This window comes from Luteolibacter arcticus, assembly GCF_025950235.1.
Taxonomy (GTDB): Bacteria; Verrucomicrobiota; Verrucomicrobiia; order Verrucomicrobiales; family Akkermansiaceae; genus Haloferula; species Haloferula arctica.
Genome location: NZ_JAPDDT010000002.1, coordinates 398772 through 412919, shown reverse-complemented (window position 1 = coordinate 412919; position 14148 = coordinate 398772). Strand labels below are relative to the sequence as shown.

Below are 14148 nucleotides of genomic sequence, written 5' to 3'. Positions count from 1 at the left end.
TGAACCCTGCTTCAAGTGCTCATGAATTCCTGGATCCTACTCGTCCTCGCCGGCCTGCTCGAAATCTGCTGGGCCCTCGGCCTCAAATCCACCGATGGCTTCACCCGGCTCTGGCCGTCCGTATTCGTCGGCGTCGCCCTCGTCGCCAGCCTCGTGCTGCTCTCGATCGCAGTGAAACAACTGCCGATCGGCACTGCCTATGCCGTGTGGGTCGGCATCGGAGCCGCAGGGGCGGCCATCGCCGCGGTCTTCCTCAACGGCGAAACCATGACCCCAGCCCGGGCCGCTTTCCTCGGCCTGCTGCTGGTGGCGATCATCGGGCTCAAGCTCACCTCGACGGCGCATTGATCGCGAATCCGTGTCTTTCCGCTCGCCTGCGGAAGCGCCACCACGCTTTCCTAGGGTACCGACCGTCATGGACGACTACGACCGCCGCGAATTCTTGAGCCTCAGCCTGCCCGGGTTCCTCGGGGTGATGCTGGCGATGCCATCGCTTTGCGCCCTGGCCACCCGGGCCAACGCCAGCGATGGCAGGCTCCCCGCCGACGGCAGTATGCACTGGGAGGCCTTTCTCGAAGCCGTCGCCAAAGAAGCCGCCAAGCAACACCTGGATGCCTGGAATCAGGAGAGCTACGTCGAATCCATCGGCAAGCTCGCCCGCCAGCTTCACATGGAAGACCCCGTGATGCTGAAGGCGATGGAGCAGCTCGATACCCGCCTCAAGCAGGGCGACGTGGACTTCCACTACCTCGAAAAGCGCGTGGATTTCAGCCTGTGCCTCGTACAATTCGACGTCGGCCAAATCATCAAGCCTCACGACCACCCAGGCATGACCGGCATGATCCTCTGCGCCTCCGGAGAGATCGAGACCACGAACTACAACGTCGTCGAACCTCCCGAGGGAAAGACCTTGGAAGCCGGGCACTGCCTGCTCCGCCGCGTCGCGAAGAACGTGCTGCGCAAAAACGACCTTTCCACGCTCACCGCCAAGGAACGGAACATCCACACCCTGACCGCCCGGAAGGTGACGCAACTGGTGGACGTCTTCACCCCGCCCTACAACGACGAGCGCAGCGAGCAGAGCCGTTGGTTCGAGCTCGATGCCGAAGCACGACCCGGCAGCCCGGACGTCTTCGAGGCGCGGATCACTTGAGAGGAAGTGCTACCGCTTCCCGCGCCGCACTTTCCGCACGAATTTCTCCATCGCCTCCTGCTGGCGCTCGATCTCGGCCACCAGCTTGAATTGCGTGCGGCAGCGATCGAGGTTGTGGCCTTCGCGGTGGATCTTGAAGTAGCCGTCGCCCTCGAGGAAGTCGGTCAGGAAACGCATGCCCGTTTCGAAGGTGATCAGCTTGCCGCTGAAGGCGAGATGCTCGATCTCGGCGTCGTTGAGGAAATCATCCGACGCATCGAGGTAGCCATCCACCAGCGCCTCGAACATCGGCATCTGCATCGCCACCTTGGAAAGGTCCCGCTCGTCCTCCGCCGCCGGGCTGGTGGCGGTGCGGACCAGATCGCCGAAGTCGTAGAGCGAGGCACCCGGCATCACCGTGTCGAGGTCGATCACGCACACCGCCTCGTCCGTGTCGGTGTCGATCATCACGTTGTTGATCTTGGTGTCGTTGTGGGTGATGCGCGTGGGAATCGAATGCGTGGCGAGCAGGTCGATGATCACGTCCACGTCCTTCTCCCGCTGCCGCACGAAATCCAGCTCCGGGCCCACCGAGCCGGCGCGGCCGTGCGGGTCGGCATCGGCCACCCGCATCAGCCGCTGGAAGCGCTTCCGGGTGTGGTGGAAATCAGGTATCGTTTCCTCGATCTCACTCGCCGGCAGGTCGCTCACCAGATCCTGGAATGACCCGAAAGCTCGCGCCGCCTGGTAGGCTTGGCGGGTGTTTTCGATGATGTCGTAGGTCACGCAGCCCTCGATCGAGTTGTAGCAGCGCCAGATCCCCCCATTCGGCCCGACGACCCACGACCGGCCGCCGCGGCCGGGATAGAGGCTGAGCGTCTGGCCGCCGAGGTCCTTCTTCACCCGCAGCACCTTCCAGTTGATGTGGCGGGTCACGCACTCGACGTTCCGCATCACCGCGACCGGGTTTTTGAAGACCTTCTCATTGATCCTCTGCAGGATGTAGCGCTGGCGCGCGCCCGAGGTGGACTCAAAGGTCGCCCGGTAAGTCGAATTAATGTGGCCGCTTTCGATCTCCTCCCCCTCGATGAATTCGCCCTCGATCGCGAACTGGTTCGAAATGTGGGCGATCGATTCTTGCAGGGCGGGATCGACGGGATGGACGGGCGACGTGCTAGGTACCATGTGGCGCAGGTTTCGGGGCGGAAAGCGAGGGTTGTAACGGCGTTTCACCGGGAAGACAAACTGGAATTCCAGCAGTAAAACCGGCGGATTACATGGCGTTTTGCAGCCAGTGGACCGTGGGAAAGCCTTGCCCGATGGGAGCGACCGGCCTTTTGCTCCCCGCGCGTGACGCCTGCCGTGCCATTCAGCTTTCCGGGAATCGCCGCGGATGTCCGCCGGCTGGGGGACTTGCTGGCGCTGGGACTGCGGGCGGCCGAGTGGCAGCAGCCGGAAAAGGCGGCGGTGCTGAACTTGGCCTGCGGGCGGGCGGATGAGACGGGGGTGTTGCTGGGGGCGGTCGCTCCTCGGGCGGCGGAGCTGTTTTACTTGGGGATCGACCTGCGGCCGCCGGAGATCGCCGAGGCGAAGGCGCGCTGGATCCCAAATGCGCCGCCGGGCTGGCAGCTCGATTTCCGCGCCGGGGATGCCTCGCGGACGGACCGGATGAAGCAATTGCCGCCCTTCGACCTCACTTTCATCCGCCACCAGAACTACTGGCACGACCAAACAGTGTGGGAGGTGCTGTTCCGCAACGCGCTGGATGGGCTGAAGCTTGGCGGCTTGCTGGTGATTACCTCCTACTTCGATCGCGAGCACGAGCTGGCGATGGCCTGCCTCGTCCAATGCGGTGCACGGAAGCTCGCCGACCTGCGGCATCCGCACAGCCGGCCGCTGGACGATGCGCCGAAAAAGTCGGTGGACCGGCGGCTGGCGGTTTTTTCCAAATAGTAGCGGAGTGCGGTCCGCCAATCGAATCGGACTCGCGATTTCAAAAGAAGCCCCGCCCCGCCGGAAGCGCGCAGCGCTTCCGCTACGAAGACCGTAGCTGGGCCATCTTGGCCCAGTCCGTTGAGGAGGCGTCTCGCCTCCTTTTGAAAGCCGGGGCGAGACGCCCTGGCAACGGACTGGAGCGAGACGCTCCAGCTACGATCTATCAGAGCACGCCCGCGAACGTCTGCAACCTCGCCACGCTCTTCTCTTGGCCGAGCAAAACGAGAATATCACCCAAGTCAGGCCCGCCGGACCTGCCGCTGAGGGCGACGCGGACCGGGAACATAACCTGGCCCGCCTTGGCACCCGCAGCTTTGGCGGTCTCGCCAATCCGGTGCTTCGCGGCCCCCGCGGACCACTCAGAGAGTCCGGCGAAGTCCGTGGCCAGCGCGGCGAGCAGGTCCTTCGCGGCGGCGTTGCCACGGACCTTTTCGACGGCCTCGGGGTCGAGGTCGAAGGTATCGGAAAGCAGGAAGCCGATCGCGGCCGGGACTTCGGAAAGCAGGCGGACCTTCTCCCGCACCACCGCGGCGACGGCGGGGTAGCGGTCGTCGATCGGCAGGCCCGCTTCGACGACGAAGGGCTTGGCGGCCTCGGCGAAGTCGGCGGGCGAGAGCTTGAGCAGGTGCTGCTGATTGAGCCACGCGCACTTCTCCGCATCAAAGCGGGCCGGGGCGCGGTTCACGGCTTCGATCGAGAAGCGGGTGACGAGTTCTTCGAGCGTGAAGATCTCCTCATCGCTCTTCGGCGACCAGCCGAGCAGGGCGAGGAAATTCACCACCGCCGATGACAGGAAACCCTGCCGCTCATAACCCGGGCTCGCTGGAATATCCCCGACGGCTGGCGTATCACCGACAGACGCGCCTTTGTCGCTCTTCGACATCTTCGAGCCGTCCACATTCAGGATGAGCGGGATGTGCCCGTACTGCGGGGCCGGGGCACCGAGCGCTTCGAAAAGCTGCAAGTGCTTCGGGGTGTTCATGAGGTGGTCCTCGCCGCGGATCACGTGGGTGATCTTCATTTCGAGGTCATCCACCACGTTGACGAAGTGGAAGACATACCCGCCATTGGAGCGGCGGATGACCATGTCCGGCGTGTTCGACTCGTCGCGGTAGTCGATGGTGACCTCACCACAGACGAGGTCGTTCATCGTGATCGGCTTGCGCTCGAAGCGGAATCGCCACGCGCCTTCCTCTTCATAGACGCGGCCCTTCTCGCGCAGGACCTCGAACCACTTGTCGTAGATCGCGGTGCGCTCGCTCTGGTTGTAGGGGCCGTAGTCGCCGCCCTTGCCCTCGCCCTCGTCCCAATCGAGGCCGAGCCACTCCATGCCGGAGAAGATCGCGTCGCGGGCGGGCTGGGTATTGCGCGCTTCATCGGTGTCTTCCACGCGCAGGACGAAGGTGCCGCCGTGCTTGCGGGCGAAGAGGTAATTGAACAAGGCGGTGCGGGCGCCGCCGACGTGGAGGTAGCCGGTGGGCGATGGGGCGAAGCGCGTGCGGACGGACATGGGAGGCGGACTCTAGGCGGCGGAACGCGGTAGTCGAGAGGGGGTTTCGGGGCCGTGGTGCCAGTGGGCCGACCTTGGCAGTAGAGTCTGGATCGGCCGCAGTTTTCGCGGATTTGCGCAGATTTCCGGGCTGTCTCGCGGTCGGGACACATTCCGATGAGGGAAGGTCCAAGCCGATTCCCCATCCAGCCCTCCCGCCCAAGCTCCGAATCTGCGGAAATCCGCGCCACCTGCGTAATCCGCGGTTTCTCTTCGCCCCATCCCTGACGTGACGCAGGAACGCTGGCCGCCGCGCTTGCCACATGCCGCCGGGATTTCCGATGCTCCGTCGCGATGGCCGACCCTTTCATCCGCGTTCGCGGGCTCGAGCAGAAATTCGGCTCCCAGCACGTGCTCCGCGGCGTGGACCTTGAGGTGCATCGCGGCGAGACGCTGGTCATCCTCGGCGGCTCCGGCGGCGGCAAGTCCGTGCTGCTCAAGCACCTGCCCGGCCTGCTGCAACCGTGGCGCGGCACCGTGGAGATCGATGGCGAGGACATCTCCACCCTGACCGAACGCCAGCTCGCGCCCTACCGACGGAAGGTCGGCATCATGTTCCAGGGCGGCGCGCTCTTCGACTCGCTGACCGTCGGCGAGAATGTCGCCTTCTCGCTGCGGGAGGCCGGCGAGAAGAAAGGGATCCGCGACCGGGTCGCGGAAGCGCTCGAAATCGTCCGCCTGCCCGGACAGGAGAAAAAGATGCCGTCCGAGCTCTCCGGCGGCATGCGCAAGCGCGTTGCGCTGGCCCGCGCCGTCGTCGGCCGGCCGGCTTGCGTGCTCTACGATGAGCCGCACGCCGGGCTCGACCCGATCACCGCGGACTCGATCGATCACCTGATCAAGGACCTCCAGACCGGCCACGGCATGACCAATGTGGTGGTCACCCACGACATGCGCAGCGTCTTCCACATCGCCGACCGGGTTGCCTTCATCCAGGAAGGCCGCATTCACTGGACGGGAAGCCCTGAGGAGCTGAAAGCCACCGAGGACCCCATCCTGCGGCCGTTCATCGACGGCGATTCCGGCGAACCGTGGGCCACGTGAGGCTCAGGCGATCCTTGTTTTGCCGTCTTCACCTGCTAGGGATCAGCCATGGAACCTTCCCAGGAAGCCTTCAATTGGTTCGTCCGCCGCTGGCAGGTGCGCGTGTTCGTCGCCGCGTTCGCGCTGCCGGTTCCACTATTCGTCCTGCTAGATTTCGTGCTGCGCCGCGATGACGACGCCTCCGCCATCGTCTGCGGCATGATCGGTGGGACCCTCCTGCTGACCTGCCTGCTGCTCCAATGCTGGATCAAACCCCAAAAACGGTCGCGGAAACCCTCCCCCGTGACAGTTCGCGACACCCACGGCGAAGCGGTCTGACCCGTATCCAGCCGGAGGATTTTTGATTTCCAAAAGGCGGGACCGGGCGAATGCTTCCCGCACATGGGAGAATCCTCCAAGAAGACGGAGCTCTGGGTCGGGCTGTTCGTGTTCATCGGCCTCGCCCTGCTCGGCGGACTGATCGTCCAGTTCGGCCGCTTCGGCGACCGGCTGCACGGGAAATACCAGATCATGGTCGTCTTCGACGATGCCTCCGGCCTCATCAAGGGCTCGGAGATCCGCATGGGCGGCGCCCGCATCGGTAAGGTGGAAGAGCACCCGGAACTGAATTCGGACGTCAAGGTCCGGGTCGTGATGAGCATCGACGAGGCGATCCGCATCCCGGAGAACTCGATGATCCAGATCGCCTCCGCCACCCTGCTCGGGGACAAGATGATCGTGATCGCCCCGCCACCAAAGGCGGAATCCACCGGTCGTTTCCTTGAATCCGGTGCCGTCGTCCGCGGCGGCGGGCCATCGGGTCTGGATGCCATCCAGAATAACGCCGAATCGATCAGCCGCGACGCGCGCAAGCTGATGGAGGATGCCGGCGTGGCCTTCAAGAAGGTGGACGCCGGGATCGACGACATCCGGGCCGTGACCGGCCGGCTGGCCGCCACGCTCGACAAGATCAACGACTCCATCCTTTCCGAGAAGAACCTCAAAAGCATCGACGGCACGCTGGCGAACTTCGAGAAGGCATCCGCCGAACTCGCCCCGACCGTGACCGAGGCGCGCGAGGCCATCGCCGCTTTCGAGAAAGCCTCCAGCAGCGCCCAAGGCACCTTCGCCAATGCCGACAAGCGCATCGACGAGCTGAAGCCCGCGCTGGAAGAGGTGCCGAAGGCCGTGGCCTCGATCTCCCGTGCCGCCGACAAGGCCGGCCAGGCGATCGACCGCGCCCAGGAGGGAGAAGGCTTGCTAGGCACGCTCGCCTACGACCGCGATGTCACGGACGACGCCAAGGTCTTCATCCGCAACCTCCGCCAGCAAGGCATCCTCCGCTACCGCGACAAGGAAACGCCGGAAGACGACCCGCGGAGCCGCTTCCGGGGAAGACGGCGGTGAGCACGGAGGAAAATCCCTACGCGACCCCGCTGGCGCCCGCCTTGACCAAGGCGGATCCGCCGCGAGCCGCCCTGTGGTATGTCTCAGAGGGCGTTCTCCACGTCCGCGACGGGGCGAGCCTGCCGGATGTGTGCCTTTCGGGCGCATCTCCCGGCGAGCCTGGAGAACGGAAAACGCTGACAATCGGTTGGGGACCTGCCTGGGTCCGAACCTTGCCGCTGGTTGCTATCATCGGCTACCTGGTCTGGACCACCAGCTTCTCCGTCGGAAAACCGGAAGTCCTTGGGTTGGTCGCCGCGGTGATGCTGCTGGTCGCGCTTGGTAGGAAGATGAGCAAACGCGGGCGCTTGCATACTTTCCGATCCACCCAAGCCGCGCGGAACGAAGTCCGGTGGTTCTCTCTCGAGATTTTGACCGTAACTGCTGTCGCCATTGGGACAGGCTTTCTGATCCATCGGATCGCCCCGGATTTTCTCGCCCAAGGAAGGGCAGGAGCGATTGGTGGCGTGGTCGGTCTCGTGATGGTCAGTCTCCAGCAGCGGCGCGGGGTGCGGGCACTCGGCTATCACGAGGGCTGGTTCGCGCTCGGCAACGTTCACCCGGCCGCAATCGCGCGCCTTGAGGAGATCATGCGAAAGCAAACCACAGCAAGTGCGTGAGGATGCGATGAAGGAGGAAGTCAATCCCTACGCAGCGCCCCGGACCGAAGCGGCTCTTCCGGTCGCAGTTGGAGAGGCGGGACATGGCTGGCGGATTGAAGGCGACCGGCTCTGGGTCCGCGACGGCGCAGTTCTTCCCGAAATCTGTATTCTGGGAGGCGATCCAAAACGCCCTCTCCAACCGTCCTTCTTGCGGCTGAACACGCTGTCCGGCTTCCTATCGCGGCAGGTAATCCGGATCGAGACCTTCGAATCCCGGCACACCTACTTGAAACGATTCTTCGGCTGCTGGGGTGGTATTGTGCTCGGATTCGCGGGTGGGGTCGCCAGTTTGGCCGTCATGAGCGGCGATGATTCCGCCACCCCGGCCAGCATCTCGGTTTCGTGCTTCGTGATCGTCCTCGGCTTTGTGGTGGCCTATTGGCAGTGTCGGCATCTTCCGCGCCTCACCAAGGGTCGCGACGGCTGGTATCGGGTGGAATCCATCGCGCCCCGCGTGCTCGCCCGGCTCAAGGAAGCGGGCGACGCCTCCGCTACGAATCCGGACCGTGACACCTCCCTTTCGTCTGTTAATCTCCCTTCTTTGAGCGAAGAAAGGCGATGAACGGTGAATGCAATCCCTATGCACCGCCTAGCAACGAGACGGCTGTCGCGATTACAGATCCGGGACATGGCTGGCGAATTGAAAATGGTAGCCTCTTAGTCTGCAATGGGGCCGTTCTTCCTGAAATTTGCATATTGGGAGGCGACCCCAGCCATCCTGTCGAACGAACCCCATTGCTTCTCCATTTATCATCGGGTTTTCGGATGCTGGACGATATCCGGATCGAAGTATTCGAATCCCGGCGTGAGCACATCAGGCGGTCCGCCGGCGTTCTCGGCAGTATCGTGCTCGGCTTCGCAGGCGGAGTCATCAGTTCGATTCTCATGATCGACGACGGTTCCGCCACGCCGCTCAGCGTGTCGGTTTCGTGCTTCGTGATTGTCCTCGGAATTGTGGGGGCTTCTTGGCAAAGTCGCTACCTTCCACGCATCACCCATCTTCACGGTGGCTGGTACCGGATCGGTGGGATCTCTCCCGGCCTCCTCGCCCGTCTCAAAGATTTCGGAAGTGATGACGGGGAATCCGCCGCGTGACACCGCCCTCCTCGCTGCTACTTTCCCGCTCATGAAAGCCCTCGCCGCTCTCGCCGCTCTTGTCTTGGCCTCCTGCAGCGCTTCCACCTGTTGGAAGGGCGGCATCCCGATGCGCGAGACGGAGACCCACGCCCAATGGGGTGCCGAGGTGGACATCAACAAGTCGGCCCGTGACGTCAAAATCTACCGCGGCCTCGCCCATCCCACCGCCGACAAGGCGCGCTACAACAGCCAGGTGAAGAAGGGCGGCTGGGTCGAATTCGAAGGCTTCAAGTTCAAGGCCGAACCCGCCTCCTTTCCCGCCGGCACCGCCGACAAGGTGCTGGCGATCTACAAGCGCTCCGCCTCCCACGAGGCGCTCGCGACCAAGACCACCTGCGCCGGCTTCCACCCCGACTACGCGCTCGTCTGGACCCAGGGCGGCAAGCGCCGCGTCCTCCAGATCTGCTACGGCTGCCACGAGTGGAAGTACTTCGGCCCCGGCGGCACGGTCTACACCGACATCGAAGACAAAACCTACTTCGGCGAGCTGACGAAGCTGCTGCCTAGGGAGAAGAAGTGAGAGCTGGCACCGGGACCGGGTGCGGAGTTCTCCGGAACGGGTTGAACGCACTAGTGCGGGCCGCGGCCGATCCTCGCCAAGCGAAGGATGACCGCTCATCCAAACGGAAAGGCGCCTGATAGCCGGATAATGGGATTGGGCTGGGACTGCTTCCATTCGATTCTGCACTTCCTCGGTGAAATTCCTTGCATGGAACCAAATCCGAGGTAGATGTGAGGAAGCAATGGAAGCCTCAAGCCACCAGGTCGTGTTCAACACGCCGATTCAGCGTGAATCGCTAGAGGGCCGGGGCGAGCCGTTGTTAGAAATGCTGTCGGAAGCACACGAATACGCATTGTCGGCGAATCGACCGGAATTGGCCTGCTCAATCAGGGAATTGTGGTTCTTGGTTGGGTCAAACACATTCTCTCAACTCCTTAATCCCGAGAAGGATACCGGTCTGAGGGCCAGTCTTTCAAAGTTCTTTGAGTGGATCGCGGATAACTTGGAAGCCCTTTGTTTCATCCCTCAACGGGATAAGCGAGAGCGCCATATTGAGCGAATCAGAGTTTCGCTTAATCAGGCTCTTCGCCAGCTTAAGAAGATCATCAAGCATGAGATTGGCGGGGCGCTGATTAAGGAGTTTCGCCAAGCAGCTATGAGGCTTCACAAGACGCTAGTTGGCGTCCTTAAAGTGTGCTGCGGTAATTTTAGGAAATTGGGACTTTCAGCTAATAAGAGCTGCCACCATTTTTTCATTAAGTTCTTGGTTCCAAAACCACGGGAAGATATTTTGTATGGAGTCGCGTAAGCTGGATAATTCGGGTTCGAATGAACGTGTTCGTCTCCAAGTCGATATGACTAAGGAGCGATTGGATAGCATTGATAGACTTGTTTCAATAACTGGCATGTCGTCTCGAAAAGAGCTCCTCGACAACGCATTGACGTTGATCGCGTGGGCTATCCGTGAAACTCGATCGGGCAATGTGATTGCTTCTATGAATCACAAAGAAGGATCGTTTCGCGAGGTCGCGATGCCGTGTCTGGAAAGCTCCATACAAAATGATCTCCCAGAAAAAACCGCGGGAAAAATCCCTCAAAAAACGTAATTACGTTAAAAAGGATCCTCACATCCTCACCATTGAAGATCTACCGAAAATTGTAGATTCTATCATAAAGATAAATACCGAAGCAAAAAGAGAATCGAGAAAATTCTGGCTTGGGTTTCTTTGCCTCGTGGCGACCTTATCGCTTTATGCGTTCGGAGGGGCAGCCGCTTATGGGGTGGTTTTGATGACTCCGGTCGTGGCCTACCTCAGCCGGAATTAATGAGTAAAGGCCCTGTCCAACTGGACAGGGCCTTACTTCAATTCAACTACCCTTGAAGAGCTTTAAGAGTTCTCTTAGTTTCAAGGGACTTGGCCTTCAAGCCGAGAGAATCACAGACAGCTTGGAGATCGGATATTTTAGGCTCGAATACATAGCAGTGATGTATAACCAAAAGCTTCAATGTGGACTCTGCAATGTAGTTGTTCTTGAGTTTTGCCGCTAGTTTACTGATTTCATTTATTGGCAGTTTGGCGGACTCTAGCTTGATTGCCATAGCGAGCAAATCGCCGGCGTTTGATTTTACTTCTTTAGTGAATTCATCGTAGACTTCCTCCTCATCCTTCGAACCCAAGGCGACTGCGGCAAATCTAAATATACCTAGGATATTCATCCTCGCAATACGCACAACATTCCGAGTGACCTCTTGGCGCGCTTCTTCGTAGCTCTGAGTTCCAGAGTTTAGTTTAGCAAGCTTCTTTGCAATAAAATCAATGAATTCGTTGTGCTGCTTTTCCAGAGCAGAGAGTAAAAACCCTAGTAGTCTGAAGCACAACAAACTCCCCTGCCTCACAAGGTCTATCTTGGTGTCTCCTTCATAAGAAAAGTTTTTAAGCATTTGCCCTAGAACTTGAACCGTTTTTAGGCTAGCATCGATCTCCTTGAAAATAGAGTCGGTCTCAGGAATTGAAGTAGACTTCTCCCCATCCCCGTTGATTGCTTCGTTTCGGTCGTCGTCCCTCAAGCGTTCTCTTTTCTCCTGTGGAGTATCAATGACGTAAGCTTCTAACTCATCTGGTTTCTGTCCGATCTTCGAGAAGAAGCGCAAATCGTTGTCCATTTCTGCCTCTGGATATTGTGGCAAAAGTGACTTCGCTCGCTTGATGAGAATTCCCAAGAGAATGGGATTTTTTGACTGATGCACCAAGAACATCCATATATTTGTCGCCAGTTCGGTATGAAAATTTGAACTCAAGCTTTCAACTATCTCCAGAATTCTCCCATCATGTAACCTATCCCGGAAATACCGCGCAACGAAGAAATAATAAACGTAAGGGTACCTGAACTTCCAGACGCCCTCGATTTGAATAACTAGTTTGGATCCTAGGACGATCTTCTCGATTTCGCTCTTCGAAACAGATTTTTTGTAGGTGGTCTGGAAGTTCCGATGCAGCAACTCCCATTCCTGGTCAGAAAGACTTTCGGATTTGTTGGTGAATAACTGATACGCGAACAGGGATAAATAGTTTCGCCTATCGTCTTCACTTACCTTCCCGAAAGAATTTAACAGCGCATCGTTAATTAAAGATTCGTAGTGATATCCGTATTTTCCAACCCCGTCACGCAATGCTGAGGAATCCTTAATTTGAAGTATTGAGAGTAGAAAAAACGGTAGCGAAGGAAAATAGCTGTCGCCTCGGAGCAGTTTAAAAACCTGTTCTGCCTCCTCCACTTTTTGGCGAAGTTGATCTGAGGAAATTGTTTTTTCATTTCCAAGGAGTAGCCATTTCTCGGCCAATGCTCGTCGCCGGGACGGGCCAAACTCACAAATTTCGATTTGTTCGTAACGCTGTCTAAAGTCCAACTCTAAATCAGTTAGCGTCAGCTCACGAAGACTAAGAGAAGGATCTGCAAAAACTATGATGGATGAAAAATTCTTTTCCAGTTCTTGGAGTAGGTCATTTTTAGCTTTTAAATTGATTTTCGATTTGTTGAAGTCCTCTATAATAAGCACTTTCAACTCGCTGTTTTCAGACTGGACGAATTCATCAAACTCAGCATTCAAATAGCATCGGTTGATCCCGTTCTTTATCAACTTTGAGACATCGGATGCCGTATTGTTAGTTATTTCGGAACCATTGATCCAAATAGGAAGGGCTCCTGATTGAAGGCTTCCAACAAAAACTTTTTTGGCAACCGAGGTTTTCCCGGCAAGTTCGCCGCCTGATACGAAGACCAACTTATTGTCGTCGATGAATTGATGTAACCGCTCACCTGGAAGGAACGTGATTGAGTCTTCTTCGGAAGCCTTTGAAACGCTCCGGAAATCGGGCATCACAAAAATATCTTCTAGCGTAATTTGGCGTCCTGATGGATGTGTAAATTCCACTCCTGGATTTGAAATAAACGCTTCGAAATCCGGGCTGATCTGATAGCCATGTGCAATACGCGAGCGATCTCGACGGAAAGGACGAAAAATATCAACCGGTCGGGCTATTTCTGTATAATCCCTGGAGCTAACTGAGCGACACTTTATTACACGAAATTTCCGCTCTTCAATATCCACTTGAATCAGCGAAAATTCACCCGGCGTATCCCCGGGCCCCTCATGGAATACTCCGGCTTGAATATGATTGGTGATGTGACCACTAAAATCTTGGATGGAAGAAGCTTTTACCAAATGCTCGTGACCAGATACTACAATGTCACAAGTTCGTTCAAGATGTGAATCCAAAGCGCGGCGGCGCATCGGGGTAATCCAGTTTGTTGGATGATGCAAAAGTCCTACTCGAAGGTCTACATTTTTGCCGTCGCCTAGTTTCTTTAGTAGCGAGCGAGGAAAAGCCAAAGTCCCCGGTTTTTCATGTAGTTGTGATGTCCAAGAAGTGTTGTAGCAATCCAATGTCACAGCGACATCACCGTCATTTAGGCGAATTTCCCAGTACAATCGGAGCTTATCATTGATTGGAGCATTTTCACAAAATTCATTCATGAAAGCGAAGAATTCGTCTTGAACTGCGGTGCATGTAGTGACGAGATCTTCTTGAAAAATCGGCTCCGATTCGGATGGGATCTGCCGGAGTACCATATTCCGAACTGTTTGAGGTTTAGAAAAATCACAATCGTGATTTCCGGGCACCATAACGGTAGTCCAATATTTGTCACCCAACTCGGCCCGCAGCTTCTTAAGCATTACCGCAACCTCTCCGAATTCCTTTTTTGATCCGGAAAAAGTCAGGTCCCCGGTGAGCAGAACTACAATTTTCTCAATTTCAGCCATCTCCGGATCTTTGAGAATGCCTGGGACGCATGCCATGGCTTTGGCTAATTGGTCGTTAGCGCGGCCGCAGTGGATATCGCTCAGGTGGAGAAGCCCTAGGTATTTCATAGCTTAATTCAAATTGGGGGTATAGGTAGCTCTATCCGTGCAGACTAATTGCTCAGAAATCGAGCCGAAAAACAAGAGGCAGGCTGATAAATTTGATTACTGATTTTCTCAGCCTTTCAAAGCGATCTCAGCCGTGAAGAATAGGGCAGAGTGGCTCGGCAAGTGAAAGAAGGAAGCAAAAAGGCGACCCCGTATTAAGGGTGCCTTTTCTAAAAAGATAGCTGCTAGAGTTAGTGCTATGCGTGGTCGTTTTATTGGCACGCCTCACAA

Annotated in this window: 15 protein-coding genes; 12 read left to right on the top strand and 3 right to left on the bottom strand. The window is 57.9% G+C overall.

The genetic code is table 11. The features are described from left to right. The first annotated feature begins 21 nt into the window (after positions 1-21). The gene (locus tag OKA05_RS06410) at positions 22-348 is read left to right on the top strand and encodes a DMT family transporter (protein WP_264486287.1); all 327 of its coding nucleotides are present in this window, start codon (positions 22-24) and stop codon (positions 346-348) included. Positions 349-415: 67 nt separating this feature from the next. Beyond that, positions 416-1153 (top strand): cupin domain-containing protein, encoded by a 738-nt coding sequence (locus OKA05_RS06405; RefSeq protein ID WP_264486286.1) that lies wholly within the window; start codon positions 416-418, stop codon positions 1151-1153. 9 nt (positions 1154-1162) lie between these two features. Here the strand turns inward: OKA05_RS06405 and OKA05_RS06400 are convergent, their stop codons facing one another. Beyond that, positions 1163-2317: a phosphotransferase enzyme family protein gene (locus OKA05_RS06400; protein WP_264486285.1), complete on the bottom strand. Its 1155-nt coding sequence runs from the start codon at positions 2315-2317 to the stop codon at positions 1163-1165. A gap of 165 nt (positions 2318-2482) precedes the next feature. On the opposite strand from OKA05_RS06400, the gene OKA05_RS06395 reads away from it, so the two are divergent. Further along, positions 2483-3085: a class I SAM-dependent methyltransferase gene (locus OKA05_RS06395; RefSeq protein WP_264486284.1), complete on the top strand. Its 603-nt coding sequence runs from the start codon at positions 2483-2485 to the stop codon at positions 3083-3085. Between the two features lie 205 nt (positions 3086-3290). Here the strand turns inward: OKA05_RS06395 and OKA05_RS06390 are convergent, their stop codons facing one another. Further along, the gene (locus OKA05_RS06390; RefSeq protein ID WP_264486283.1) at positions 3291-4637 is read right to left on the bottom strand and encodes a glutamate--tRNA ligase; all 1347 of its coding nucleotides are present in this window, start codon (positions 4635-4637) and stop codon (positions 3291-3293) included. 333 nt (positions 4638-4970) lie between these two features. Here OKA05_RS06390 and OKA05_RS06385 point away from each other — a divergent pair, with 333 nt between their 5' ends. From OKA05_RS06385 to OKA05_RS06345, 9 genes are all read left to right on the top strand, one after another. Then, the gene (locus tag OKA05_RS06385; RefSeq protein WP_264486282.1) at positions 4971-5720 is read left to right on the top strand and encodes an ABC transporter ATP-binding protein; all 750 of its coding nucleotides are present in this window, start codon (positions 4971-4973) and stop codon (positions 5718-5720) included. 48 nt (positions 5721-5768) lie between these two features. Beyond that, a complete protein-coding gene (locus OKA05_RS06380) occupies positions 5769-6038 on the top strand; it encodes a hypothetical protein (RefSeq protein WP_264486281.1) in 270 nt (89 codons plus the stop codon). 63 nt (positions 6039-6101) lie between these two features. Continuing rightward, on the top strand, positions 6102-7106 hold the full coding sequence (locus OKA05_RS06375) for an MlaD family protein (RefSeq protein WP_264486280.1): 1005 nt from the start codon (positions 6102-6104) through the stop codon (positions 7104-7106). Further along, complete coding sequence (locus tag OKA05_RS06370; RefSeq protein ID WP_264486279.1) at positions 7103-7765, top strand: hypothetical protein; 663 nt, start codon at positions 7103-7105, stop codon at positions 7763-7765. Before OKA05_RS06375 ends, OKA05_RS06370 begins: the two co-directional genes overlap by 4 nt. Positions 7766-7955: 190 nt before the next feature. Then, complete coding sequence (locus tag OKA05_RS06365) at positions 7956-8369, top strand: hypothetical protein (protein WP_264486278.1); 414 nt, start codon at positions 7956-7958, stop codon at positions 8367-8369. Continuing rightward, positions 8366-8902, top strand: a complete 537-nt coding sequence (locus OKA05_RS06360) for a hypothetical protein (RefSeq protein ID WP_264486277.1) — start codon at positions 8366-8368, stop codon at positions 8900-8902. The genes OKA05_RS06365 and OKA05_RS06360 overlap by 4 nt, the downstream gene beginning before the upstream one ends. Positions 8903-8933: 31 nt before the next feature. Beyond that, on the top strand, positions 8934-9464 hold the full coding sequence (locus OKA05_RS06355) for a hypothetical protein (RefSeq protein ID WP_264486276.1): 531 nt from the start codon (positions 8934-8936) through the stop codon (positions 9462-9464). Between the two features lie 175 nt (positions 9465-9639). Further along, positions 9640-10254 (top strand): hypothetical protein, encoded by a 615-nt coding sequence (locus tag OKA05_RS06350; RefSeq protein WP_264486275.1) that lies wholly within the window; start codon positions 9640-9642, stop codon positions 10252-10254. A 251-nt stretch (positions 10255-10505) separates the two neighbouring features. Next, positions 10506-10772, top strand: coding sequence for a hypothetical protein (locus tag OKA05_RS06345; protein WP_264486274.1), 267 nt, complete (start codon positions 10506-10508; stop codon positions 10770-10772). Positions 10773-10818: 46 nt separating this feature from the next. Here the strand turns inward: OKA05_RS06345 and OKA05_RS06340 are convergent, their stop codons facing one another. Next, positions 10819-13878 (bottom strand): anti-phage protein, encoded by a 3060-nt coding sequence (locus tag OKA05_RS06340; protein ID WP_264486273.1) that lies wholly within the window; start codon positions 13876-13878, stop codon positions 10819-10821. Between the last annotated feature and the right edge of the window lie 270 nt (positions 13879-14148).

Excerpts from the sequence above, each read along its gene's own strand:
- OKA05_RS06410 (WP_264486287.1), top strand. The coding sequence starts at position 22 with ATGAATTCCTGGATCCTACTCGTCCTCGCCGGCCTGCTCGAAATCTGC.
- OKA05_RS06405 (WP_264486286.1), top strand. The coding sequence starts at position 416 with ATGGACGACTACGACCGCCGCGAATTCTTGAGCCTCAGCCTGCCCGGG.
- OKA05_RS06400 (WP_264486285.1), bottom strand. The coding sequence starts at position 2,317 with ATGGTACCTAGCACGTCGCCCGTCCATCCCGTCGATCCCGCCCTGCAA.
- OKA05_RS06390 (WP_264486283.1), bottom strand. The coding sequence starts at position 4,637 with ATGTCCGTCCGCACGCGCTTCGCCCCATCGCCCACCGGCTACCTCCAC.
- OKA05_RS06385 (WP_264486282.1), top strand. The coding sequence starts at position 4,971 with ATGGCCGACCCTTTCATCCGCGTTCGCGGGCTCGAGCAGAAATTCGGC.
- OKA05_RS06380 (WP_264486281.1), top strand. The coding sequence starts at position 5,769 with ATGGAACCTTCCCAGGAAGCCTTCAATTGGTTCGTCCGCCGCTGGCAG.
- OKA05_RS06375 (WP_264486280.1), top strand. The coding sequence starts at position 6,102 with ATGGGAGAATCCTCCAAGAAGACGGAGCTCTGGGTCGGGCTGTTCGTG.
- OKA05_RS06360 (WP_264486277.1), top strand. The coding sequence starts at position 8,366 with ATGAACGGTGAATGCAATCCCTATGCACCGCCTAGCAACGAGACGGCT.
- OKA05_RS06355 (WP_264486276.1), top strand. The coding sequence starts at position 8,934 with ATGAAAGCCCTCGCCGCTCTCGCCGCTCTTGTCTTGGCCTCCTGCAGC.
- OKA05_RS06345 (WP_264486274.1), top strand. The coding sequence starts at position 10,506 with ATGATCTCCCAGAAAAAACCGCGGGAAAAATCCCTCAAAAAACGTAAT.
- OKA05_RS06340 (WP_264486273.1), bottom strand. The coding sequence starts at position 13,878 with ATGAAATACCTAGGGCTTCTCCACCTGAGCGATATCCACTGCGGCCGC.